The sequence below is a fragment of the Pantoea sp. GM_Pan_3 genome (assembly GCF_026541045.1).
Classification (GTDB): domain Bacteria; phylum Pseudomonadota; class Gammaproteobacteria; order Enterobacterales; family Enterobacteriaceae; genus Pantoea; species Pantoea anthophila.
Genome location: NZ_JALNVA010000005.1, coordinates 42,540 through 66,822, shown reverse-complemented (window position 1 = coordinate 66,822; position 24,283 = coordinate 42,540). Strand labels below are relative to the sequence as shown.

The window sequence follows — 24,283 nt, the reverse complement described above, 5'->3', positions numbered from 1 at the left end:
CTTAACTCACCGCGCGCGGACGGGGTGAGGCGCTCTGCGGTTCCAGCAGCGCCCCGGCCTGCACCAGCGAATCGCGCGTGATATCCGCGATGGACTTCGCGCCGGTCAGGGTCATGGCAACGCGCATCTCCTTCTCAATCAGGTTCAGCAGGTTTTCCACGCCGCGCTGACCGTGGGTCGCCAGCGCATAGATAAAGGCGCGTCCCAGCAGCACGCTGTCTGCGCCCAGCGCAATCATGCGCACCACATCCAGCCCGTTGCGGATACCGCTGTCTGCCAGAATGGCGAGGTCCCCTTTGACGGCATCGGCAATCGCCGGTAACGCCCGCGCAGACGACAGCACACCATCCAGCTGACGGCCGCCGTGGTTAGACACCACAATCCCGTCGGCCCCGAAGCGCACCGCATCGCGCGCATCTTCCGGGTCCAGAATCCCTTTGATCACCATGGGCCCGTCCCAGAACTCACGGATCCACTCCAGATCGCGCCACGAGATAGAGGGATCGAAGTTGTTCGCCAGCCAGCCGATATAATCTTCCAGTCCGGTCGGCTTGCCGAGATAGGCAGAGATATTGCCCAGATCGTGTGGACGTCCCTGCAGGCCGACATCCAGCGCCCACTGCGGATGCGTGACCGCCTGCCAGTAGCGCCGCAGCGCGGCGTGTTTACCGCTCATGCCGGAGTGCGCATCGCGATAGCGGGCACCCGGCGTCGGCATATCGACGGTAAAGACCAGAGTCGAGCAGCCCGCGGCTTTGGCGCGCTCCAGGGCGTTGCGCATAAAGCCGCGGTCGCGCAACACATAGAGCTGGAACCACATCGGGCGGTTAATCGCCGGTGCCACCTCTTCAATCGGGCAGACCGAAACCGTGGAGAGGGTAAACGGAATCCCTTTCAGGGCAGCCGCACGCGCCGCCTGCACCTCTCCCCGACGGGCATACATGCCACACAGTCCTACCGGCGCCAGCGCAACCGGCATCGACAGGGTTTCCTTAAACAGGGTCGTTTCCAGGCTCAGTTCTGACATGTTCTTCAGAATACGCTGGCGCAGCGCCACGTCCGACAAATCCTCCACATTGCGACGCAGGGTATGTTCGGCATAGGCCCCGCCGTCAAGATAGTGGAACAGGAACGGCGGCAGGATACGTTGCGCGGCGGCGCGATAGTCACTGGCAGCTGAGATAATCATCAGTCAGATTCCTTAGGGTTGCGTGTGTCGTTGTCCGGTAAGCGGGTGATGCGCGCCTGACGCGCTTCATCTTCATGCAGGCTTTTCATGGTGGTGTGAACAAACCCCAGGTGCTGCATCGCCGCCTGCCGGGCGGCGTCGGCGTCGCCCGCGAGAATGGCGTCGAGCAGCGCCTGATGCTGTTCCGTGAGGCGGGCAAAAATCGCAGGCTGGGTATACATCCGCTGACGGCTCTGCATGACCGAGGATTGCAGCAGTTCAAAAAAGCCCCGCATGGTCTGCAGCAGCACCAGGTTGTGCGACGCCTCGGCAATCGCCAGATGGAAGCGCACATCGGCCTGGGCGGCGAGATCGGGATCGTCACTCTCCTTCAGCTTCAGCGTGGCATCAAAGGCGTATTGCAGCCGCTCTCTGTCGGCGTCGGTGGCGCGCAGTGCCGCATGCCAGGCGGTGCTGGCCTCAATAGCGTGACGCGCCTCCAGAATGTCATAGCGGTAGTCGGGATCGTCATGCAGCAGCTGGCGAATCGGCTCCACGATGCGCTGTTCCGACCAGGGGGCCAGCTGCTGCCGGAGCCAGGTTCCGCCGCCGCGCCGGCTGATCAGCATGCCGCTGCTGATCAGCTGCTGAATCGCCTCACGCAGCGAGGAGCGTGAAACGCCGAGTTCAGCCGACAGCTGTCGCTCGGCAGGCAGGCGCATGCCTGGCTCAAGTTGATGTTCGGTGATGTACGCCCGCAGGCGCGTCACCAGCGGGTCTGCCGGGTTTGTCATGGGATCATCCAGGGGAAAACGTAGGCCTGAAGCGTGGTAATGAGACCGACCATACAGGTGAAAATCAAGCTGTGTTTCACGGTAAAGCGGAACAGGTCGGACTCTCTGCCCACCAGCCCGACCGCCGCACAGGCGATGGCGATCGACTGCGGTGAGATCATCTTGCCGGTCACGCCGCCGGTGGTGTTGGCCGCCACCAGCAGGACATCGGAGACGCCAATCTGCTGCGCGGTGGTGGCCTGCAGGGCGGCGAAGAGCGCATTGGATGAGGTGTCAGAGCCGGTCAGGAAGACGCCCAGCCAGCCCAGAAACGGCGAGAAGAAGGTAAACGCGTGACCGGTGTGCGCGAGGGCCAGCGCCAGCGTGGCGGAGAGGCCGGAGTAGTTGGAGATAAAGGCAAAGGCAAGCACCATCCCGATAGAGTAGATGGGCAGCGCCAGCTCCTTCAGCGTGGCGGCAAAGGTCTGCAATCCGGCCCTGGGCTTCATGCGCAGGAAGATCATCGCCGCAATCGCCGCGATCAGAATCGCGGTGCCGGTGGCGGAGATCAGATCGAGTTTATAGAGAGCCGGATAAGGGGTGGCGCTGCTGACCACCGGCGGCACCCGCGCCACCAGCCCATTCAGCAGCGGAACCGGTATGTTCAGCACCCACTCATAGAGCACGCCGCCCTGGGTGAACAGCGCCTTGAACGGCGGAATACTCCAGAGCGTTACGGTGGCGGTGAGAAACAGGAACGGCATCCAGGCGCGAACGATCTGGCCCAGCCGATAGGTCTGCGGCGGCGTCAGGGCGTCATCCTGCTTCGTCCCGGCATCAGCAAAGCGGAAGATGCGTACCGGCTTCCAGACCCGCAGGAACAGCGTCAGAGAGATCAGCGAGGCGAGCGACGAGATAATGTCAGGCAGCTCCGGCCCCAGAAAGTTGGAGCTGAGAAACTGGGCGACAGCAAAGGAACCGCCCGCCACCATGACTGCCGGCCAGGTCTCTTTTACCCCACGCCAGCCATCCATGATCGCCATAATCCAGAACAGCACAATCAGGGTCAGCAGCGGCAATTGACGTCCGGCCATCTGGCCGATGGCGAAGCTATCCAGCCCGGTGACCTGACCCGCCACGATAATCGGAATTCCCATCGCGCCAAAGGCGACCGGCGCGGTATTCACGATCAGGCAGAGCCCGGCGGCATAGAGCGGGTTGAAGCCCAGCCCCACCAGCAGCGCGGCGGTAATCGCGACGGGTGCACCAAAGCCCGCCGCCCCTTCCAGAAAGGCGCCGAACGAGAAGCCGACAATCAGCATCTGCAGGCGCTGATCGGGCGTAATCGACAGGATAGAGGCGCGGATAATATCGAACTGGCCGGTTTTAACCGAAATTTTGTAGACGAAAACGGCGGCGACAATGATCCAGGCTATCGGCCACAGGCCGTAGAGAAAACCATACACCACGGCGGCCAGCGCCTGTGCCACCGGCATCCGATAGAGGAACAGCGCCACCAGCAGCGCCAGCACCACAGTCAGGGTGGCCGCCAGATAGCCCTTCATCTTGAGTTTAATCAGTGCAAAGAAGAAAAACAGAATCGGTATCAGTGCGACCAGGCTCGAAAGCCAGATGTTGCCCAGCGGATCGTAGTTTTGTTGCCAGATCTGCATGCCGTTATCTCCAGAGGAAAGATGAGATGGAACACAGTCGCTGTGCTGCATTCCTCAGCCCGCCGGATTGGTCAGACCACATCCGGCTTTCGCGGGCCTTATGGCTGGAGATAGTTAATGCATTGTTAACCTGTGGCAACAAAAGTTGCGCGATTTTTCTGGTTGTGTGAACCAGGGAAAAATATTGCGCCGATTGGTCTGACCAAAATCAGGAATTTTCTTCGGGAAAGGCGTGCGGATAACTGCGCGGATGGAAACGCAGATTCAATGCAATCAGCAGCAGCGTAACCGCCGCCTGCAGAACCCACACGCTGGTGAAGTGGCCGGTAAGCGTGTGCAACTGCCCGGCGATAAACGGCATACTGCCCGCGATAATGAAGCCGATGCCCTGCATAAAGGCGACCAGCCGCGCCCCCGCCTGCGGCTGCGCCAGATGATCCAGGGCCAGAACCAGCGCCAGCGGAAACGCCCCGCCCAGTCCTGCGCCCGCGATCCCCGCCCAGAGCCAGGGAGCCAGCTGCGGGGCAAACAGGAAGCCAAGCATGCCGCTGAGCTGCATCGCCAGCGTCAGCAGCAGCAGCGGACGGCGATCGCGCCCCCGCGCCAGCAGAGGCAGCAGCAGCGCCCCAATCACCTGACAGCCGATCATCACGCCGAGCAGTGAGCCGCCCGCCTGCGCAGGCCAGCCGAGCTGGTGATAGAAATCGGGCAGCCAGGCGACACAGATGGCGTAACCGCCGTTCACCAGGCCGAAACTCAGCGCCAGGGTCCAGGCGCGCGGTTTACGCCAGAGGGAAGGCAGCGCTGCCCTCTCCTGGCGGGCGACCGGTCTGCTGGCGATAAACAGCCAGAGCAGCATAGCCAGCACCACCGGCAGCGCCCAGCTGCTCAGCGCGCTCTGCCAGCCAAGCTGCCCGGTCAGCCACGGCGAGATTGCCGCACCGATGCCGCCGCCGCCCATCAGCGCCGCGGCCCACAGACCGGTGACCCCGGCACTGCGCTGGCCAAAGCGCTGACGGATCACTCCCGGCATCGCCATCTGCACGATGCCGATGCCCGCACCGCCCGGCAGGGTCGTCAGCACCAGTCCTCGCCCCTCCGTCACAAACAGCCGGCTCGCCAGGGCCAGCAGCAACAGCAGCAGCCCGCCCAACAGCAGTTTGCGCACGGAAAAGCGCTGCATCAGTGGCGCACTGACGAGGGCAATCGCGCCCATCATCATCATCGGCAGCGCTGGCAGCAGCGACGCCGCCAGCGGTGCCAAACCAATGCTCTGGCGTAACTGGCCGAGCAGCGGGCTGACGGAGGTCATCAGCGGCCGCATATTCAGCCCGGCCAGTACCAGTGCCGCCAGCAGCAGAACGTTATCTCTCTTCATCGGCAATCCAAACGTTTAAAAGTTGTCAGCCTGACAGCAGCCGATACTATTGGGAAATGAAATATTACTCTGCCAGGTAGTGAAAAAATGAATCGTCAGCCGATGTTTACCCCGCAGCAGTTGCTCAGTTTTGTGGCCGTGTGCGAAACCACCAGCTTCACCCGCGCGGCCGACCGGGTGCACCTGTCGCAGTCCACCGTCAGCCAGCAGGTGCGGCGCCTTGAGGAGATGGTGGGAAAAGCGCTGCTGGTTCGCTCCTCGCATCAGGTGCAGATCACCGAAGAGGGCGAAAAACTTTTGGGCTATGCGCGACGGATAATTGCGCTGTACGGGGAAGCCCACGATGTCCTGAGCGATCAGTGGCGCGACGGCGTGCTGCGGCTGGGGGTGCCGGAAGATTTTGCCGCCCCCACTGCCGGTCTGCTGGCGCACTTCAGTCGCGCCCATCCTCAGCTGCGGCTGGATGTGATGAGCGGCATGCAGGTGGAGCTGAGGCGCGCCTGGCAGCGTGAAGAGCTGGATATCATGCTGATTAAGCAGACCTATGGCGATCGTCCGCTGGCATCGCGGCCGGAACCGCTGCTGTGGCTCGACAGCGCGGAGTGGCCCTGCTTCGAACAGACGCCGGTGCCGCTGGTGCTGTTTCCTCAGCAGGGGCTTTATCGCGATGAGGTGTGTCAGACGCTCGATGCGCTGGGCCGAAGCTGGCGCATCAGTTACAGCAGCGCCAGTCTGGTGGCGCTGGCCGCCGCCAGTGCGCAGGGGCTGGGGCTGACGTTGCTGCCCGCCAGCTGTCGCCTGCCCGGACATCGGGTGCTGGGCCGTGAGCAGGGGCTGCCGGTAATTGATACTTTTGAACTGGCGCTGTTCTGCCGTCATCCACAGGATCCGTTGCAGCGCGCGCTGGCGGAATCACTGGCGGCGTTCGGTCAGCTGCGCTGGCAGTGAAATATCGAATAGTCATCAGTGAGAAATAGCGCAGCAGGGTTAGCCCGCCTTTGTCAGATTAACGGTCTGTTCACCTGACTGGAGTCTTTATGCCTGTTTCCTTTTCATCGAGCCGCCGTGACTTTCTCGGACAGGGTGTCCGCTGGACCGCCGCAGGCGGCCTGCTCGCTGCGGGTCTCGGCCCGGCCAGTGCCGCGACGACCTCCGCTCCCTCCGTCTCTCACCCTGACATCCCCGCCCTGCTGCCTCAGCAGGATCATTATCTGCTGCGCAATGTGCGGCTGGAGGAGGGGTTTATTCGTGAGGAGGATGAGATCGTCGCCACCCGCACCGGCCGTTACGATATCAGCGTGCGCGACGGCAGCATTGATCGACTGACGCCCGCTGGTCAGGGCGACACGACTCTGCCGTCATGGGATGCGCAGGATGCGCTGCTGCTGCCCGCCACCCGGGATATGCACATCCACCTTGATAAGACCTTTTACGGCGGCCCGTGGCAGGCGCCCCGTCCCCGTCAGGGCAAAACCATCATGGATATGATTGCCCGCGAGCAGGTGCTGATTCCGCAACTGCTGCCGCACTCACAGGCGCGCGCCGAAGCGTTAATCGCCCTGCTGAACGCCAAAGGCACCACCCGCGCCCGCAGCCACTGCAATATCGATCCGGTCAGTGGCCTGCAGAGTCTGGAACATCTGCAGGCGGCGCTGGCGCGGCACCCCGCCTTTCACTGCGAGATCGTGGCGTTTCCACAGCACGGCCTGCTGCACTCGCAGGTGGATGGCCTGATGCGCGAGGCGATGCAGCACGGCGTCGCAAAGGTGGGCGGGCTGGACCCCACCAGCGTGGATGGCGCGATGGAGAAGTCACTGGATACGATGTTCCGGATTGCACTCGATTATCAGCGCGGCGTTGACATCCATCTGCACGAAACCTCCCCGGCTGGCGTAGCCGCGATCCAGTACATGATCGATACCGTCGCCAGGAACCCGGCGCTGAAAGGCAATGTGACGCTGAGCCACGGTTTTGCGCTGGCGACGCTGGAGGGAAGCGCCCTGAACAAAATGATTGAAGGGCTGGCAGAGCAGCAGTTCAGCGTGGCCTCAACGCTTCCCCTCGGCAAACTGACTATGCCGATTCCGCAGCTGCAGGCGGCGGGCGTAAAAGTCATGACCGGCACCGACAGCGTTATCGATCACTGGTCACCCTTTGGCACCGGCAGCATGCTGGAAAAAGCGAATCTCTATGCCCAGCTCTATCGCGGCTCGGATGAGTTTTCGCTGTCGCGGGCGCTGGGGATTGCCACAGACGATCGGCTCCCGCTTTCGGCTCAGGGTGAGAGACAATGGCCGCAACCGGGCGATGATGCAAGCATGATGCTGGTAGCCGCCAGCTGCTCCGCCGAAGCCGTGGCACGGATTTCACCGGTAGTCGCGACCTTCTCGCGCGGTAAACCCGTGTTTGCGCTGTCATCGGCCTGAAATCGCAGGGCGGATGGTGGGCGTTTAGCCTGCTTAATCATAGCGGAGAGATCGAGCCTGCTCAGGGAAGCGACTGCTGGACATAAAGCGAAGGGAGCATACGCCTGTAGCAAAGCATAGCGGGCCAGGGATGGCCCGCGCTGAGCCTGCCAGGGATGGCGGTTTTGCGTCTTTGCGGAGGGCGTATGCTCCCTGAAGCCTGCTCTGAGTGGAAGCTGAGTGGTATCGTGAAATGGATCGAGCCTGCTCAGGGAAGCCAGTCAGATCGGAAAGGCGCTTAAGCCAATCCCTGGCCGCTCGGCCCGCGCGATTACGCACCTCATCCATGAGGTGCGCCCGTAAACGGGCCAACGCGTTGCGTTGTTCAAAAACGCTCCCGGCGTTTTTGTCCCTGGCGCGGGACGCTTTCCTCTTCTGACTGGCTTCCCTGCGCTTTAAGGTTATTTATCGCTGATAGATTTCCGGTGCCCACGGTTTATCAGCAGCGACAGTCCTGAAACGGGAAGCGACTGCCGGACATAAAGCGAAGGGAGCATACGCCTGTAGCAAAGCATAGCGGGCCAGGGATGGCCCGCGCTGAGCCTGCCAGGGATGGCGGTTTTGCGTCTTTGCGGAGGGCGCATGCTCCCTGAAGCCTGTTCTGCGGCTGACACCTACCTGCGCAGGATTAACCAGCGGCAGCTTCACTGCCCAAAACTCTTCCCTGATACGCCCCAGAAACGACAGAGCCTCCACAGGGGAGGCTCTGCATTTACCTGAGCGGAGTGCGTGTTACGCGCTTTTGGCCCATTGTTGATTCGACATTAATTCCATTGCCAGCGCGTATAAGCGACGATCTTCCTGATCACAGGGCTCATCTTCCGCATAACACCCGATCATCGAAGCGATCTTATCCGCTGATAAGCTCTCTCCATGAACGTGAAGTGTCAGTACGGCGCGGCCTACTATTTTAAGCACATTTTCATGTGGTCCCTGGATGCTATTACTCAATGCAAATACCCTCTACCGGTCGTTGTACCAGGAATATGGCGCGCTAAATATAAAGCAATTAGCTCAGGATTTTTATCGGCACCAGGAGTGATATTTTTTAATGATTAATTCTATTACTGGAGTCGTGACAAAGGATTTATCTGATTAACAATGAAATAAATTTTTAAAAACGGCAGCTTATAAACCTATGACTGGCCTCATGAAATACCCTTTTTTGATTAGTCGCCTTCGGCACCGGCCAATTAATTAAAAAAAACCACCATTTTCAGGCAAACTTCAGTCTATTCCTAAGCGATACGGCAGAGATAGATTCACCCTGCTAACCATCGAGGTTCCCGTTGCCGTCTGGCGTGCTTTCTGCCAGACTTGCCCCGCAATCATGCCCTACACTTTCAGCCTCAGAGGCCGCGCCCGTGACCGCTTTTTCTACCCTCAATTCGCTTCCCGACAGCCAGCTCGATAACCTGCGCGAGATGGGCTACACCAGCATGACGCCGGTCCAGGCCGCCACGCTGCCCGCCATTCTGCAGGGACGCGACGTGCGCGCGCAGGCAAAAACCGGCAGCGGTAAAACGGCTGCGTTTGGTATCGGCTTACTGCACCATATCGACAGCACCCGCTTTCAGACTCAGGCCCTGATCCTCTGTCCGACCCGTGAACTGGCGGATCAGGTAGGCAACGTGCTGCGCCAGCTGGCACGCTTTACCCGTAACATCAAAGTCCTCACCCTGTGTGGCGGACAGCCGATGAGCGCACAGCGCGACTCCCTGGTGCATCCGCCGCATATCGTGGTCGGCACGCCAGGCCGAATCCTCGATCATATCCATCGTGAAAACCTCAAGCTCGACCAGCTCAACACGCTGGTGCTTGATGAAGCAGATCGGATGCTGGAGATGGGCTTCCTGAATGATATGGAAACGATCATTGAAGCCACCCCCGCGTCACGCCAGACCCTGCTCTTCTCCGCGACCTGGCCTGACGGCATCACGGCTATCAGCACCCGCTTCCAGCGCGATGCGCTCAGCGTGGTGACGGAAGATGTCAGCGAACTGCCCGCTATTGACCAGCAGTTCTTTGAAGCGAGCCACAATGAAAAACTGGGCTTACTGATTGCCCTGCTCAGCGATCATCAGCCCGCTTCCTGTGTGGTCTTCTGTAACACCAAACGTGAATGCGACGATGTTGCCGCGGCGCTCAACGCACGCGACATCAGCGCCCTGCCGCTGCATGGTGATCTCGAACAGCGCGACCGCGAACGCGTCCTGATCCGCTTCGCTAACGGCAGCGGCCGCGTCCTGGTTGCCACCGACGTCGCCGCACGCGGACTCGACATCAAATCACTGGCGATGGTCGTCAACTATCAGCTCGCCTGGGACCCTGAAGTCCACCTGCATCGCATCGGGCGCACGGCACGCGCCGGTGAGCATGGCGTTGCAGTCAGCCTGGTGGCACCCGATGAGATGGCTCGCGCCCACGCGCTGGAAGATTTCCTGCAGCAGAAACTGCCGTGGATCGCGGCCAGCACGCTGAAAAAAGGCAGCAGCAAACCGCTGCCTGCGGCCATGATGACGCTCTGCATTGATGGCGGTCGTAAAGCCAAGATTCGTCCGGGCGACATTCTGGGGGCACTGACCGGTGAGGCGGGGTATCGCGCGGAGCAGATTGGGAAGATTGTGCTGACGCCGACCCATGCCTACGTGGCCATTGAAGCCAGTCAGGCAAAAGGCGCGCTGGTGAAGCTCAAGCAGGGCAAAATCAAAGGCAAAACCTGCCGGGCGATTCTGCTGAAGGATTGAAAAAACGGGCGAGGATAACCTCGCCCGTTTTTATTACGGCTCTTCGATTTGGGTCACGTGCAGCGTGGTCTTATCCCCTTTACCCTGCACCTTGCCGCTGACCCGCACTTTGTCTTCCGCAGTGTAGGTCTTACCATCAAAGGTTTTCTTCGGCGCGATAATCGGTAACGTTCCGGTGTTGTCGCGGAACTGATAACGTTCACCCTGCTCTTTCTTCACGATGTAGCCTTCCAGCGTCACGTAACCGCCCTGACGAAAGTCGCGGATCTGATCGATATGCGTCTGACCGGTATCTTCAGAGCCTTTATAGCCCGCATCCTGCTTGTGCTGTGGCGGTGGCGTTTCGCCCGCTTTGTATCCACCCTCTTCCGCTGCAACGCCCGCGCTCACCATCACCAGCAATGACGCTAAAATCACTTTTTTCATTTCACACTCCTTTATTGGAAAGGTGTCCATGTTGAACCTTCAGGGTTAAGCCTGGCACATTAATTGGCGATCGTTTTATTTCACCCTTCTCTTCTCACCTTTTTCCGTTTGCTGCCGATAACCTTTACACACCCTATTTCACCAGCTGCGTTAACGCAGAGGCAACCATGGATAATTTTCAAAAAGAGATTGATGAAAGAGCGAACCTCGCGTTATCGAACAAGTTTGAGCTGCTGCTTTTTCGCTTAGGTTCCGATCAGCTGAAAGGCAAGTCCGAGCTGTTTGGCATTAACGTCTTCAAGCTGCGTGAAATTGTGCCGATGCCGGCCATCACCAAAGCCGCTGGCATGCGATCGCCGCTGCTGGGGATGGCGAGTATTCGGGGTCAGTTCATTCCGGTCATCGACCTGCCTGCCGTGGCCGGTTGTGTGCCGGAAACCGGCCTTAACCTGCTGCTGGTGACCGAGTATGCCCGCAACACTCAGGCGTTTGCCGTTGAGTCCGTTGAAAACATCGTGCGTCTCGACTGGAGCCAGGTTCACACCGCGGAAGCGGGAATCGGCGGTCGCAACATCACCAGTATCGCCTGTCTGGACAGTGACAAGCAGAGCAATGAGCTGGCGATGGTGCTGGACGTTGAGCAAATCCTGTATGACATCATTCCGTCGGTGCGCGGCGTTGAGCCTGAAGCGGCGCGACCACGCACGTTCAACTATCGCCCTGGCGCCGTTGCGATTGTGGCAGAGGATTCCAAAGTGGCGCGTCAGCTGCTGGAGCAGGGCCTGAAGAGTATGGGCATCCCGGCGCTGATGTATAACACCGGCCTGGAAGCCTGGGAAAAAATTAAGCAGATGAGCCAGGAAGCGCAGGCAGCAGGCGAGTCGATCCATGACAAAATTGCTCTGGTGCTGACCGATCTGGAGATGCCGGAAATGGATGGCTTTACGCTGACCCGCAACATCAAGCGTGACCCGATTCTGAAGTATCTGCCGGTGGTGATTCACTCCTCCCTCTCCGGCAGCGCCAACGAAGATCACGTGCGGAAAGTCGGTGCCGATGGCTACGTGGCGAAGTTTGAGCTGAACGAACTGTCAGACGTGATTTTCAACGTTCTCGACGCGGCCCGCTAAGCGAACGCGGGCACATTCGCCCGCGTTTACGGCTCACCTGACAAGGAACCGACTATGCACATTGAAACCTTACCCGTTACCCCTGCTCGCCAGAAGCTGCTGCGTGGCCGTTTACGCCAGCTGGCATGGATTACCGCCGTTACCCTGAGCCTCGCATTCTGGGCTGGCCTCTACTTTTTGATTTTCTGACGTTTAAGCCATTGCTTAAACCGGGCTGTCAGCGTTTCTGCTGACAGCCCTTTTTTTTGTCTTAATTTCGCCGCTCAATCATTGTTCATTTTTTCTGATGCTTAGACCCGATTATTTATTCACGCAACGTTATTACTTAAAAAATATTAAAGGTACATCTGCGCACTCCGATAACTGTATGCGCGAGACCCCCTTTTTGTCTGCGGTCCTGGCCTCAGGCATCAGCAAGGCACTGCGCACAACGGCAAGGCACCTGATTGTTGATAACTCATTGATTAATATTAATACGGGAAGAGATTATGTTCATTATCAGTAATATGAAGGTGGGAATACGGCTCGCTGCAGCCTTTGGTATTATTGTCACGCTGCTGATTGTCATCGGCGTAACCTCGATAACGAGGATTAACAGTATTAATACGGCGATCGCCTCGATCGTTGACGATCGTTATGTAAAGGTCCGGCTGGCCTTTGATGTGCGCGACGGCGTTAACGATCAGATTAAATATCTGCGCGGCATGGTGATCGACACGCTGCACCCGGAAAAGAATGCGAAACGCTTTGGTCAGCTGGAAGAGGCGACACAACGCACTAACAACGCCATGAAGAAGATCGAGGCCATTCAGGTCACGCCGGTGGGTAAGAAAAAGATCGCCGGTCTTCTCGCTTCATCGCTGGCCTTCGAAAAGGTGAAAGCCGAGCTGATGGCGCTGGTGCAGGCGGGTAATTTTGATGCTGCCAGCACCTATGTGCTGCAATCCATGACCGCCACACAGAATAAATTCCTGCAGGACGCCATCAATTTTGCCAACTCCCAGGACGCGCAGCTGCGCAGTGAGGGTCAGGGCATTATGGATAATGGCCAGTCGGCTATTACGGTCACGCTGATTTTCTCCGCCCTGGCGATTCTGGCTTCGATTGTGCTGGGCTACTTCCTGACCCGCTCTATCGTGCGTCCGCTGGTGGCGGCGGTTGACGTGGCTGAACGTGTTGCCGCAGGCGATCTGAGTTCGCAGATGCAGGTCACCTCGCGTGATGAGACCGGCATTCTGATGCAGGCGCTGCAGCGAATGAACGACAACCTGCTCTCTATTGTGACCGAAGTGCGCACCGGCTCCGACACGATCGCGGTGGCCTCGAATCAGATCTCCAGCGGCAACCTCGATCTCTCTACCCGTACCGAACAGCAGGCCAGCTCGCTGGAGGAGACCGCGTCGGCCATGGAGCAGATGACCTCGACGGTGAAGCACAACGCCGATAATGCGCGTGAAGCCAATCATCTGGTGTCGGCAACCTCCAGCGTGGCGCGTGAAGGCGGCGTGGTGATGGAGCAGGTGATTGAGAAAATGGAAGCGATCGCCCTCTCCTCACGGAAAATTGTCGATATCATCAGCGTTATCGACTCCATCGCTTTCCAGACGAACATTCTCTCTCTGAACGCGGCGGTTGAAGCGGCACGTGCGGGCGAGCAGGGTCGCGGTTTTGCGGTGGTTGCGACGGAAGTGCGCAATCTGGCGCAGCGTTCAGCGTCAGCGGCAAAAGAGATCAAAGTGCTGATTGAGGATTCTGTCGCGAAAGTCGATGAGGGCAGCAAGCTGGTTACGCATGCGGGTTCTACTATCGGGGAGGTGGTGAACAGCGTGCAGAGCGTGGCGAACATCATGAGCGAAATCACTATCGCCAGCAGCGAACAGAGCAGCGGCATCAGTGAAATCAACCAGGCGATTACCCAGATGGAAGCGGTGACCCAGCAGAACGCCGCGCTGGTACAGGAAGCCTCAGCCGCGTCACAGGCGCTACAGGATCAGGCAGAGCGGATGGCACAGGCCATGAGCGTGTTTAACACCGGTAAACTCTCCCTGCAGCCGGTACTGCGTTAACGTCCGAAGCGGCCTGCTGCGGCGGGCCTGTTTCCGGGTCGGGCAACAGCAGAAACAAAAAAGGCTGCCAGAGGCAGCCTTTTATTACTGTAAATGCAACAACGCTATATGGCTCACTAGCCTGTCAGAGTGCGCGAGGCTGGCTCTGAATCGCAATCCTTGCCGTGTTCACCTGAACAACAACAGATTTGCAGAAAATGCATTTCGCTCCATGCGGGTTGGCTCTTGTGACATCAAAATGTGATGTACGAAACTGTGAGCCATGACAGTGTGGACATTTAAAAGTAATTTTCAGTCCTTAGAGACCAACAACGTTCGCAGCAGCTGGGCCTTTGGCGCCATTTTCTACTGTGAATTCAACTTGCTGACCTTCGTCTAATGAACGGAAATCGGTGCCCTGGATTGCAGAGAAGTGTACGAATACATCTTTGCTGCCGTCCTGAGGAGAGATGAAACCGAAGCCTTTCTCTGCGTTAAACCATTTAACGGTACCGCGAATTTTGTTAGACATGCTTAAATCCTTAATATATCGAGCCTTCCGGCATAATGGCCTGAGAACAGATTTTAATCAGAACGTAAGAGAAGACTCAAAAAGAAGGGATGTCTCGCGACAAACTTAGAGATGAGAACTGCTTTGGTTACTTACTTTGATAGTGTCTGTTAATCAAACCGACGATTCATTAAGCCACACTTAACCAGGTGGCGCAAGCCGCAATTGAAATTAATCTCAAATTGTGCGGCCGCCCGTTTCAGCGGGCCGGCATGCGCGGAAACGTCTCAGCGATGCGTCCCGCATGCCACTATTCTGCTCTGTCTGCCAGTGTGACTCAGGGTGCCAGATCGCCATTCAGCTCGCTCAGCAGGCTATTGCGCATCCCACCCTCATCAATGGGATCGAGGTTCAGCCAGGTCAGCGTCTGACGCCGGCTTTTCTCATCATAATCGGAGTAGACGCCATGAATATCGCCCTTCTCCGGCGAGTAGAGGATGGCAATCGTCTGCGCCGGGCAGTTGTGTGGCTTACATCCCGACAGCGCCTGATACTTCACCCCCTTAATGGTGACCTCCGTGGCCGGGGTACTGGTGCCGCCCTGCTTAACCCATGCCGGAAAAGCGTGTCCCGCGATCAGCTTGTGATACGCCTGGCCGGTCTGTTTGTTCTGGATAAAATCAAACAGATAGGTTGGGGCCGCGGCACTCGCGAACAGCGGAACGGCAGCCAGCACCGCCGCGATAACGCCTCTTTTCATCCTCTTTTTCTCCTCATATCTGGGTTTTATCTGCGCTGACCATGACCTTATCGGTTTTACCGCGCGCTGTCAGTATCGCCGGGGTGCCGTTACGGTTTCTGACGGCCGATCAAAAAAGGGCGAGGCCGGAGCCTCGCCCAAAACATGCCGATCATCAATCGTAGTAAGGGACCTTGCGGTCAACGCCGTTGATATTGATCAGCACAAACCCCGTTGGCGCGGTCTTGTTGGCGGGTGTTCCCGCTGCGGTAGCGAGTGTAACCACGCCTTTTTCGTTGGCCCCGATGCCCGCCAGTCCGTTGTGCATGCCGAAGCGTGCCGCGGGTTTCAGGGAGCCGACTTTGGTGACGTCTGTCACCACGGACATGTCGGACTGGAACAGCGAGCAGGAGCCGGTATCGAAACGGGTCGGCCCGGTGGTCTTCAGGTTGAACATCGTCTCGCCGCTGTTGGCTTTCAGCTTGACCCAGATAACGGCATAGGTAGTCCCTACCCGGCCATAGCGGATGTCCAGCACCGACGGCTGCCCCATGTGGTACGCATCGGCCCAGACCGTCTCCAGACGCTGCAGGTTGATCAGCGTCTTACCCGTACCGACGACGTTAACCGGCGAACCGGCGGTGCCGGAGGGCGTGGTGGCGTCCGCTTTCCCGATTAACTCCATCACCCACTGCTGGTTAGGCGCCGGGAAATAGAGCTGACCCAGCCGGTACCAGTTATCGGTGTCGGTGTTGTTCACCACTTTATAGCCGCTGTAATAGCCAGCACGCAGCGAACCGGTCAGGAAGGAGCCGTAGTTTTCATCCCGACGATAGCCATATTCAAAGGTCGACAGCCACTTATTGCCGGCCACGTCATTGGTGATTTTCGCCCCGGCCTGCAGGTTGATATGACGCATCAGGACGCGGGCATTGTTGAGATTGAGCGGCGTGCCGCAATCTTCAATGTTGAGCGTATCGATGGTCCAGCCGCCGTCCGACAGATCCCCCGGGTTGGTGGTGTGCTCAATCCAGACGTTGCGCATGATCCCCTGGGTCACGCGCGGCATATAGAGCGTGGCGTCGCCATAGCCCGACTGGAAGTTGGCGTTGCACAACTCAATCGCAGTTGAGTGGTCCCAGTTCCCCTTCGGTGTGTTTGACCAGCCAACATCAAACACGCGTGAGAAGGTGCTTGAGCTGTAGACCTGATCAAACTTACTGTCGAGCGTATCCTGCAGCTTAAAGACGGTTCCGCCGGTGCTTTGCGCCTTGAAGCAGAAGATATTAACGATCTGGCCGCCCACAATCGTGTTTTCAAAGAACGGCTGAACGTTGCTGCACTGCTCTGGCGTGACGGTGACTTTGGCAGTGGTGTCGACGGTTCCGGCATTAGCCTGTCCATGCCAGCAGATGCCTTTGATGACGATCCGGCGCGCATTAACCTTAAACACCGTGTTGGCGCTTTTGTCGGAAATGATGGTGGTACGCGGTGACGATCCGAGATCGCTGTCATCACCCTGGATACCAAAAAACGCCGTCTCCGTCGCGCTGAGATCGATGGGTGAAATCAGGAAGCGGCCACCCGGAAAACGCACCGGCAGCGATTTCACGTAGGTGTTATAGCTCTGAGTCCATGCCAGCATCCGCATAAAGGCGTCGGTATCATCGGTGACACCATCCCCTTTCGCGCCGAAGTGCAGGATATTCACTTCAGTGGGATCGTTGATGGTGCGCTTCCAGTAGAAACCGTTCCCCACCGCCACCGTGCCCCCATCATCCTTCAGCGGGGTGGTGCTGAGGAAGCCGACAAAATCAGCGCCGCCACGGAAGCTGGAATCTTTGTCGTAATAGCGTTTCAGGCTCGCCACTTCACCTGATTTTGGTGGGACTGTGGTACGCAGTTCAGCAAAAGAGTTAACTTCGATCATAGAATCCTCCTCAGGATTATTGGGATATCGCGCTGACCATCAGCGCACTACTTCGCCGCAGCCGGATGGCCGCAAAGGGTGTCCCACATGTCGTTGTGGGTGTTGATGGCGCGCACCGTACGAACGTCCATTTTTTGCGCGTCATCGCCGTAGGTATAAAGAGGGGAAAAAAGAACGCAGGCAGAGTCGGTGATCGCCACCGGCTCAGGGTTTGTGGTATTTCGACTGCTGCAGCTTGTCGCGAGCAGCAGCGTCATCAAGGCTGTGGTTATCAGTCGCCACACGGTTAGCCTCCTCGCGGTTATGTTGTTGCTGTTGCGCCACCGCAGTCACGCGGGCCGCCTCCTGTTGCGCGTTATCGACGTCGTTCCGCGCTTTTTGCTGCACTTTGCCCACTTTCCTGCCACCAAAATAAGTGGCTCCCAGGGCCGCAATAACGGCGGCCAGCGCGGCAAGCCAGTGCCAGCCGCCTCCCAGTAATGTCGTAATCAGCGTCATGGCTGCGTTCCTCCGGCCTTCTGCTTCTCAATCAGCAGGTTTTTCTGACGAACAAACTGGGCGATGACGCCCATCGCCACCATGAAGGCGCCGACCAGCCCCAGATAGTTGTGCGGCAGAATCGTTTTGACGTCCTCCGGCAGCACGCTCCAGGCATCAACGGCGGCAGAAGGAAAGGATTGCGCCCAGGCGCTGAGCATCGATCCCAGCGACGCCAGCCAGACTGACCAGGTTCTGAAGAGCAGGCGGGCGTGCGAGACAAACTGGAGAGTGGTGAAACGCTGCAACAGCAGCAGGATGATGATCGCCGTCAGCACGGCGACCAGAAACATGAGCCATCTCATAGTAACCCCCTGTAAACCGCATAGGTTCCGCTGCGCATCATCTCGGCGTGACGTCTGGCCCGGCCCGGTGTCTGACGGGCCCACAGGCTGTTCATCATCGCGTCAGCCGCCTCATCAAACTTCTCAGCCACAATGGCGCTGAGCATGTTTTTAAACTGCATGACCCCGTCGACGCCCAGCTGATACGCCATGCTCAGCAACACATCGGTGCGGGCGTCATTGCACTTTGCCAGCGCGTTACGCAGCAGTTCCCGGCTCTGCATCTCCTGAATTTTGTTTTCGAGAATGCACTGCTTCCAGACATCCCCGACGCGCCGTGGCACCCGGAACGCATAGTTGTTCAGCGAGGCGCCCTTGGGTCCGATGCGGATGCCACCGGCCACCGTGGGGAACCCCAGCGTGTCGAGGTAAGGCGCGTCGACATACCCTTCTTCAAAGTTCAGTACTGCGATTATCTGGCTCATAACGACTCCTCAATGACGGGTTAAACCCATTCAGCCCTGTGAACAGAAATACATAACGCCCACTGATCATTACCCTGTCCGGCGCAGCAGAATGCCCTGCTCACCCTGCAGCAAAACTGAACAGTAATTCAGCAGATTACGCCCAGCGAAAGCTGGAGAACGCAAAGCGTTATCCGGAACGAAAAGGTGTGTTTTTTTGCGCTTCAGCTCACGGCGTAGAGATGGACGTGAGGCAGACAGCAGTTGTCGAAAGCGGGAGTCTCTTTGCTGATGATGCGGGGTGCAGTAATCGCGCGATCCACGCGCGGGATAACCTGACGCTGGCAGATTTGTTCTGCGCGCCGCAGGGCAGGTGTTTCAGCTGGAGAGTTCAGGGCCTGGTCGATACTCTGTTTCAGGCTGCTGAGAGGTTGGCGCCGCCGATGGCGACGAGTACGTGCGTTGCCCACAAAAACGCTTTTGCCATAGTGAATTATCGCCATAACTCCTCCTGTGAATGAGTCTTTGGCGATGGGGTGGCAGGCGCGAGCTTTCGGCGAACCGAACGGGCCCGAATGTCGCGATTCACGATCGCACGCTCGCCCCCCGGCTGCGTGAGCAGCCAGGTGGAAAGTAAGCGAAGGGGAAATAAACGGCATCTGACGACGCTGCATTTTGCGCATCCACCCCATCCCAAAGTTCACTGACTTTTGGGTGGTATGATTCGCGCTTGTGCAGCGCCTCAATTGTTTAAGAGCGGCTCATCCCTGAAAGAACGGCGTTGTTCATCCATATCCAAATTATTAACAGGTTCTTATGCATTATCAAACACTGTTGGTTAATTTTTTATTTACCGCTGGTTAAATTTATGAATTTATGCCGATTATTTTTTTGCGGCCCGCCTGAGAAACGCCATAAAGGCGGGCTCAGCCGAGGATTTGATACTGTCGCGCCTGGCTCATGATCACTTTTGCCAGAACCTTCAGGCTGGTGACGTCATCATGATTGAGATACCAGGTCTCATAACGTTTATTGTCTGATATAACAGCAATTTTCTTGTGCTGAAGTTGCAGACGCTTGAGGTAGAGCTGCTCATCAAGGGTAAAGATGTAGATGCCGTCGCCATCAAACATCCGCACGCTGATATCGACAAACAGCTGATCGCGCGGCGCAAAGGTGTCCGCCATCGAGTCGCTGTTAATCGCGATTAACCGGATGTTTTCCGCCGGGCGACCGTTGAACAGTACCCGCGCCTCATCCGGACCATATTCAATCGCCTGGATGGTTTCGACAAACTCGTCCCGCGCGGGCAGGCCCGCCGCACTGCGCTGACCAATGTCCAGACTGTCCACCCGGAACACATTTTTCCGGGCGGCAAACGTGTTCAGCGTCACCGGCTCTGCGGGTTGATCCATCCCATACTGCAGCCACTCCACCCGGACGCCCAGCAGCTCACTGAGCGCCAGTAAGTTGCCATCATCAGGTACTGACTGCGCGTTAAACCACTTCCACACTCCCGGCGTTGAAATTTTACAGCCCTGCTTCTGCAGGGCGCTGGCAACCTGTTTGTTCCGTCCATGTCCGGCAATGCCGGCACTCTCACAGGCCGCTATCAGCCTGGCGGTGAAAGCTTGTTTTGTACTTTCTTTTTTAACCATTAGTTAATAATCAGCCATAGAAGAGATACTGGATGTTATTTTCGTTATTGCTACCAGTTCATTTTATATTACCGCTCGTTTACTACCTAACCGCTTTATCAAGCGTTCCTGATTATCATTATCCGCTTCAGCCTGCGACGGGACAAAAAATATTGCCTCAGGCCGCATAGCGCCTTGTGTTTCAGGAATGTTCCGTAAGAAATTGCGTGAAATTCAGCCAGCAATCTGGCCTGCGATAAGGTGACCGGAACGGAATTGAAACTGAAGCGCAGAAAATCCTATCTTTCACTGGTCCGAAAAAGAGACGCTAAAAAAAACGGGAGCCTGTGAAAGACTCCCGTTTTGTTAAAAATTATCGCAATTATGAGCGGAGCGTATCGTCGCCCCAGGCTATCCATTTATAGGTGGTCAGCGCCTCTAATCCCATCGGACCGCGCGCATGCAGTTTCTGCGTACTCACCGCCACTTCAGCCCCCAGACCGAACTGCCCGCCATCGGTGAAGCGGGTGCTGGCGTTGACATAGACGGCTGACGAGTCAACCTGGCGTACAAAGCGCATCGCCTTGCGGGTGTCGCGGGTCAGAATAGCATCCGAGTGCTGCGTGCCGTGCGTGCGGATGTGATCAATCGCCTCATCCATATTCGCCACTAACCGGACGTTGAGATCCAGCGACAGCCACTCGTCGTCATATTGCTGCGGATTGACCAGCGAGACCGATGCCGGCCCCTGCTGCAGCTGCGTCAGCACATTGCTGTCAGCATGCAGCGCGATCGCCTCCTGCGCCATACGCGCGCTGAAAGCGGGCAGGAAACGATCGGCCATAGCCTGATCCACCAGCAGGGTCTCCAGCGAGTTACAGGCGCTGGGACGCTGTTTCTTGGCGTTGACGATCAGATCAAGCGCCGGTTCGATCGCCATCGTCTCATCAATGTAGATATGGCAGACGCCGATGCCGCCGGTGATCACCGGAATGGTGGAGTTTTCCCGGCACAGCTTGTGCAGGCCGGCTCCGCCGCGCGGGATCAGCATATCGACGTAGCGATCCAGCTTCAGCAGCTGATTCACCAGTTCACGATCGGGGTTCTCAATGGCCTGGACAATTGCCGCCGGTAGCCCGTGCTGTTGCAGCGCCTTCTGGATCACCCGCACGGTGGCCGCATTGGTGCGCCAGGTCTCTTTTCCGCCGCGCAGAATCGCGGCGTTACCGGTTTTCAGGCAGAGGCTGGCAACATCCACGGTGACGTTTGGCCGCGCCTCATAAATCACGGCCACCACACCCAGCGGTACACGACGACGTTCGATGCGCAACCCGCTGTCGAGCTGCCCGCCATCAATGAGCTGGCCAACCGGATCGGCGAGCTGGCAGACTTTGCGCACATCGCTGGCCATGCTGCTTAGCCGCTCCGGATTGAGCGTCAGCCGATCCATCAGCGCGGCGCTCATGCCATTCTGACGCGCATCGGCTAAGTCCAGCGCGTTAGCCGCCAGAATCTCAGCGCTTTCCGCCTCCAGATAGTCGGCAATGGTCATCAGCACCTGATTCTTCTCTGCCGTCGACAGATCGGCCACGGTATACGCTGCGGCACGCGCCGCTTTTCCCATCTCTTCAAGCATTGTCCGCTCCTTAACTGACGATCATGTCGTCGCGGTGAACCGCCACCGGGCCATATTCATAACCCAGAATGTCGCTGATCTGCTGGCTGTGATGCCCGGCGATCATCCGCATTGCGTCGCTGTTGTAGCGTGAAACCCCATGGGCGATGTCCCTGCCCTGCAGGCTGCGGATGCGGATCACTTCACCGCGCGAGAAATTTCCCTGGATGGCGCGGATCCCTTTCGGCAGCAGCGAGCTGCCGCGTTCGATAATGGCCGCCAGCGCACCATCATCGACGGTCAGCTCACCGGCCGGGGGTGCCCCGAAAATCCAGCGCTTGCGGTTTTCCAGCGGCGATTGCTGCGCATGGAAGCGCGTGCCCACCGGTTTCCCCTCAATCACATCGCTGATCACGCCGGTGCGGCTGCCTGACGCGATGATGACGTCGATGCCGGCGCGGCAGGCCACATCCGCGGCCTGAAGCTTGGTTGACATTCCACCGGTGCCCAGCCCGGAGACGCTGCCGCCCGCTAAGGAACGTAACGCGTCATCAATCACATGGACATCACTGATCAGCTCAGCGTCGGGATTATTGCGCGGATCGGCGGTGAACAGTCCCTGCTGATCGGTCAGCAGCAGCAGCTTGTCGGCTCCGCCAAGCATCGCCGCCAGCGCCGAGAGGTTGTCGTTGTCGCCCACTTTAATTTCCGCGGTGGCGACGGCGTCATTCTCGTTGATGACCGGCACAATGTGGTTGTCCAGCAGCGCACGCAGCGTGTCGCGGGCATTGAGGAAGCGTTCGCGATCTTCCATGTCGGCGCGGGTCAGAAGCATCTGGCCGATATGGATACCGTAGATAGAGAAAAGCTGTTCCCACAGCTGAATCAGACGGCTCTGCCCCACCGCAGCCAGCAGCTGCTTTGAGGCGATGGTCGGCGGCAGTTCGGGGTAGCCCAGATGTTCGCGTCCGGCGGCCATTGCGCCGGAGGTGACGATCACAATGCGGTGGCCTGCGGCGTGCTGCTGCGCACATTGCCGAACCAGTTCCACCATGTGCGCCCGATTTAACCGGCGCGATCCGCCGGTAAGAACGCTGGTACCCAACTTGACCACTAAGGTCTGACTGCCACTCATATTTCCTGCCGTAGTGAAAAATTTTTACGAAAGGACGTTTTAACAGGAGTCGATAAGGAAGCCAACAGCCAGCGGGGGAAAAGCACGAAATTACGTGGACAGGGGCGTAGACCAAAAGTTCACCGTTAACAAGAAATCAGGAAAAGCGTCATAAAAAGTTCATCTCTGACGGGTAAAAAGTCGGTGCTTTACAAAAACTTTCATTTTTTTACGGCGTTCACACGGCGCTCACATTGGGATTGATAGCAAATGAAGAAAAGCACACTGGCCATGCTCCTCTCTACGCTGATGCTGGCTTCTGCCGCGCAGGCTGCCGAAATCTATAACAAAGATGGCAACAAGCTGGACTTATACGGCAAAGTGAAAGCGGAACATTACTTCAGCGATAACGCCAGCGCAGATGGTGACAAGTCCTATACCCGTATCGGCTTTAAAGGTCAGACACAGATTAATGACCTGATGACCGGTTATGGTCAGTGGGAATATCAGTACAACGTCAATAACTCCGAAGGCAGCGACGCCAACAATGGCAACAAAACCCGCCTCGGTTTTGCCGGTCTGAAATTTTCGCAGTACGGTTCGGTGGACTATGGCCGCAACTACGGTGTGCTGTATGACGTTGAGGCCTGGACCGACGTGTTCCCGGAATTTGGCGGTGACGGCACGGCCCGTTCAGATAACTTCATGACTCAGCGCGCCACCGGCGTCGCCACTTACCGTAATAACAACTTCTTTGGTCTGGTGGATGGACTGAAATTTGCGCTGCAGTATCAGGGCAAAAACGACGCCACCAGCGCCAACAGCCGCACCGATATTAACCGTCAGAACGGCGACGGTTACGGCGCCTCACTGGGCTATGCGCTGGGTGATAGCGGCGTGAGCCTGATGAGTGCCATCACCTCCTCCGACCGTACTAACCAGCAGCAGGCGCGCGCCTATGGCGGCGGTGACCGTGCCGACTCCTGGGGCGCAGGCGTGAAGTATGATGCCAACAGCGTCTACCTGGCGGCGATCTACACCGACACCCGTAACATGACGCCCATCAGCGGCACCAACCGCAACACGGGTGCATCCGTTGCGGGCGCAGCCAACAAAGCGCAGAACATCGAACTGGTGGCGCAGTATCAGTTCGATTTCGGCCTGCGTCCGTCTATTGGCTATGTGCAGACCAAAGGCAAAGATATCGAAAACGGTATCGGCGATGCGGATCTGGTGAAATATATCGACGTCGGTGCGACCTATTACTTCAACAAAAATATGTCGGCCTTCGTGGATTACAAAATCAACCAGCTGGATGATGACAACGCGCTGTCGCTCAACAACGATGACATCGTCGCGGTGGGGATGACTTACCAGTTCTGATGTGGCGGTTGTGGCGCCGGGAGGCGGCACGCCGATCACAGCATAAAAAAAGGGCGGGTTTTCACTCGCCCTTCTGTTGTTAATCAATCTGACTCAGGCTGCGGTGAGATCGAGCCCGCTCAGGGAACCGGGTCAGAACGGAAAGTCGCTTAAGCCAATCCCTGGCCGCTCGGCCCGCGCCGTCCCTGGCGCGGGACGCTTTCCTTTTCTGACCCGGTTCCCTGCGCATCAGGTTTCGTTATCGCGGCCAGTTTCACTCTGCTT

At 57.9% G+C, this 24,283-nt stretch carries 23 protein-coding genes; 7 read left to right on the top strand and 16 right to left on the bottom strand.

Features of this window, described 5'->3' with window-relative positions; translation table 11 throughout:
* Window position 1: 1 nt before the first annotated feature.
* From lldD to OXR04_RS15100, 4 genes are all read right to left on the bottom strand, one after another.
* Window positions 2–1,189: an FMN-dependent L-lactate dehydrogenase LldD gene (gene lldD, locus OXR04_RS15115; protein WP_009091844.1), complete on the bottom strand. Its 1,188-nt coding sequence runs from the start codon at window positions 1,187–1,189 to the stop codon at window positions 2–4.
* On the bottom strand, window positions 1,189–1,962 hold the full coding sequence (gene lldR, locus OXR04_RS15110; protein ID WP_267372776.1) for a transcriptional regulator LldR: 774 nt from the start codon (window positions 1,960–1,962) through the stop codon (window positions 1,189–1,191). Before lldR ends, lldD begins: the two co-directional genes overlap by 1 nt.
* The gene (gene lldP / locus OXR04_RS15105) at window positions 1,959–3,614 is read right to left on the bottom strand and encodes an L-lactate permease (protein ID WP_267372777.1); all 1,656 of its coding nucleotides are present in this window, start codon (window positions 3,612–3,614) and stop codon (window positions 1,959–1,961) included. Before lldP ends, lldR begins: the two co-directional genes overlap by 4 nt.
* A 208-nt stretch (window positions 3,615–3,822) precedes the next feature.
* Window positions 3,823–4,992 (bottom strand): cyanate transporter, encoded by a 1,170-nt coding sequence (locus tag OXR04_RS15100; protein WP_267372778.1) that lies wholly within the window; start codon window positions 4,990–4,992, stop codon window positions 3,823–3,825.
* A gap of 87 nt (window positions 4,993–5,079) precedes the next feature.
* On the opposite strand from OXR04_RS15100, the gene OXR04_RS15095 reads away from it, so the two are divergent.
* From OXR04_RS15095 to dbpA, 3 genes are all read left to right on the top strand, one after another.
* Window positions 5,080–5,940, top strand: a complete 861-nt coding sequence (locus tag OXR04_RS15095) for a LysR family transcriptional regulator (RefSeq protein ID WP_267372779.1) — start codon at window positions 5,080–5,082, stop codon at window positions 5,938–5,940.
* A gap of 89 nt (window positions 5,941–6,029) precedes the next feature.
* Entirely contained in the window at window positions 6,030–7,418 is a 1,389-nt protein-coding gene (locus OXR04_RS15090; protein ID WP_267372780.1) for an amidohydrolase, read from the top strand.
* A gap of 1,403 nt (window positions 7,419–8,821) precedes the next feature.
* On the top strand, window positions 8,822–10,204 hold the full coding sequence (gene dbpA, locus OXR04_RS15085) for an ATP-dependent RNA helicase DbpA (RefSeq protein WP_046101317.1): 1,383 nt from the start codon (window positions 8,822–8,824) through the stop codon (window positions 10,202–10,204).
* 33 nt (window positions 10,205–10,237) lie between these two features.
* Here dbpA and OXR04_RS15080 read toward each other — a convergent pair whose 3' ends face one another.
* Entirely contained in the window at window positions 10,238–10,630 is a 393-nt protein-coding gene (locus OXR04_RS15080) for a NirD/YgiW/YdeI family stress tolerance protein (protein ID WP_009091859.1), read from the bottom strand.
* 167 nt (window positions 10,631–10,797) lie between these two features.
* On the opposite strand from OXR04_RS15080, the gene OXR04_RS15075 reads away from it, so the two are divergent.
* From OXR04_RS15075 to OXR04_RS15065, 3 genes are all read left to right on the top strand, one after another.
* Window positions 10,798–11,760, top strand: a complete 963-nt coding sequence (locus OXR04_RS15075; protein ID WP_111208035.1) for a chemotaxis protein — start codon at window positions 10,798–10,800, stop codon at window positions 11,758–11,760.
* Between the two features lie 54 nt (window positions 11,761–11,814).
* Window positions 11,815–11,949 carry a hypothetical protein gene (locus OXR04_RS15070; RefSeq protein WP_255348909.1) on the top strand — a complete coding sequence of 45 codons (135 nt, stop codon included), beginning with the start codon at window positions 11,815–11,817 and terminating at the stop codon, window positions 11,947–11,949.
* 299 nt (window positions 11,950–12,248) lie between these two features.
* A complete protein-coding gene (locus tag OXR04_RS15065) occupies window positions 12,249–13,826 on the top strand; it encodes a methyl-accepting chemotaxis protein (RefSeq protein ID WP_046101315.1) in 1,578 nt (525 codons plus the stop codon).
* A gap of 124 nt (window positions 13,827–13,950) precedes the next feature.
* Here OXR04_RS15065 and OXR04_RS15060 read toward each other — a convergent pair whose 3' ends face one another.
* From OXR04_RS15060 to proB, 11 genes are all read right to left on the bottom strand, one after another.
* The gene (locus tag OXR04_RS15060; RefSeq protein WP_140028666.1) at window positions 13,951–14,121 is read right to left on the bottom strand and encodes a cold-shock protein; all 171 of its coding nucleotides are present in this window, start codon (window positions 14,119–14,121) and stop codon (window positions 13,951–13,953) included.
* Window positions 14,122–14,124: 3 nt separating this feature from the next.
* The gene (cspA, locus tag OXR04_RS15055; protein ID WP_009091867.1) at window positions 14,125–14,337 is read right to left on the bottom strand and encodes an RNA chaperone/antiterminator CspA; all 213 of its coding nucleotides are present in this window, start codon (window positions 14,335–14,337) and stop codon (window positions 14,125–14,127) included.
* A 316-nt stretch (window positions 14,338–14,653) separates the two neighbouring features.
* Window positions 14,654–15,076, bottom strand: a complete 423-nt coding sequence (locus tag OXR04_RS15050) for an Ivy family c-type lysozyme inhibitor (protein WP_052722459.1) — start codon at window positions 15,074–15,076, stop codon at window positions 14,654–14,656.
* 154 nt (window positions 15,077–15,230) lie between these two features.
* On the bottom strand, window positions 15,231–16,985 hold the full coding sequence (locus tag OXR04_RS15045) for a glycosyl hydrolase family 28-related protein (protein ID WP_150029329.1): 1,755 nt from the start codon (window positions 16,983–16,985) through the stop codon (window positions 15,231–15,233).
* 204 nt (window positions 16,986–17,189) lie between these two features.
* On the bottom strand, window positions 17,190–17,483 hold the full coding sequence (locus OXR04_RS15040) for a hypothetical protein (RefSeq protein ID WP_009091873.1): 294 nt from the start codon (window positions 17,481–17,483) through the stop codon (window positions 17,190–17,192).
* Window positions 17,480–17,827, bottom strand: a complete 348-nt coding sequence (locus OXR04_RS15035; protein ID WP_009091875.1) for a hypothetical protein — start codon at window positions 17,825–17,827, stop codon at window positions 17,480–17,482. Before OXR04_RS15035 ends, OXR04_RS15040 begins: the two co-directional genes overlap by 4 nt.
* Window positions 17,824–18,291, bottom strand: a complete 468-nt coding sequence (locus OXR04_RS15030) for a glycoside hydrolase family protein (protein WP_009091877.1) — start codon at window positions 18,289–18,291, stop codon at window positions 17,824–17,826. The genes OXR04_RS15035 and OXR04_RS15030 overlap by 4 nt, the downstream gene beginning before the upstream one ends.
* 203 nt (window positions 18,292–18,494) lie before the next feature.
* Window positions 18,495–18,773 carry a hypothetical protein gene (locus OXR04_RS15025; RefSeq protein ID WP_058956390.1) on the bottom strand — a complete coding sequence of 93 codons (279 nt, stop codon included), beginning with the start codon at window positions 18,771–18,773 and terminating at the stop codon, window positions 18,495–18,497.
* A gap of 423 nt (window positions 18,774–19,196) precedes the next feature.
* Window positions 19,197–19,928, bottom strand: a complete 732-nt coding sequence (locus OXR04_RS15020; RefSeq protein WP_009091882.1) for a S24 family peptidase — start codon at window positions 19,926–19,928, stop codon at window positions 19,197–19,199.
* A gap of 361 nt (window positions 19,929–20,289) precedes the next feature.
* On the bottom strand, window positions 20,290–21,543 hold the full coding sequence (gene proA, locus OXR04_RS15015) for a glutamate-5-semialdehyde dehydrogenase (protein ID WP_058956391.1): 1,254 nt from the start codon (window positions 21,541–21,543) through the stop codon (window positions 20,290–20,292).
* Window positions 21,544–21,553: 10 nt separating this feature from the next.
* Window positions 21,554–22,657: a glutamate 5-kinase gene (gene proB / locus OXR04_RS15010; RefSeq protein WP_009091886.1), complete on the bottom strand. Its 1,104-nt coding sequence runs from the start codon at window positions 22,655–22,657 to the stop codon at window positions 21,554–21,556.
* Window positions 22,658–22,906: 249 nt separating this feature from the next.
* Between proB and ompC the strand changes: the two genes are divergently transcribed.
* On the top strand, window positions 22,907–24,019 hold the full coding sequence (gene ompC / locus OXR04_RS15005) for a porin OmpC (protein WP_267372781.1): 1,113 nt from the start codon (window positions 22,907–22,909) through the stop codon (window positions 24,017–24,019).
* The last annotated feature ends 264 nt before the right edge of the window (window positions 24,020–24,283 follow it).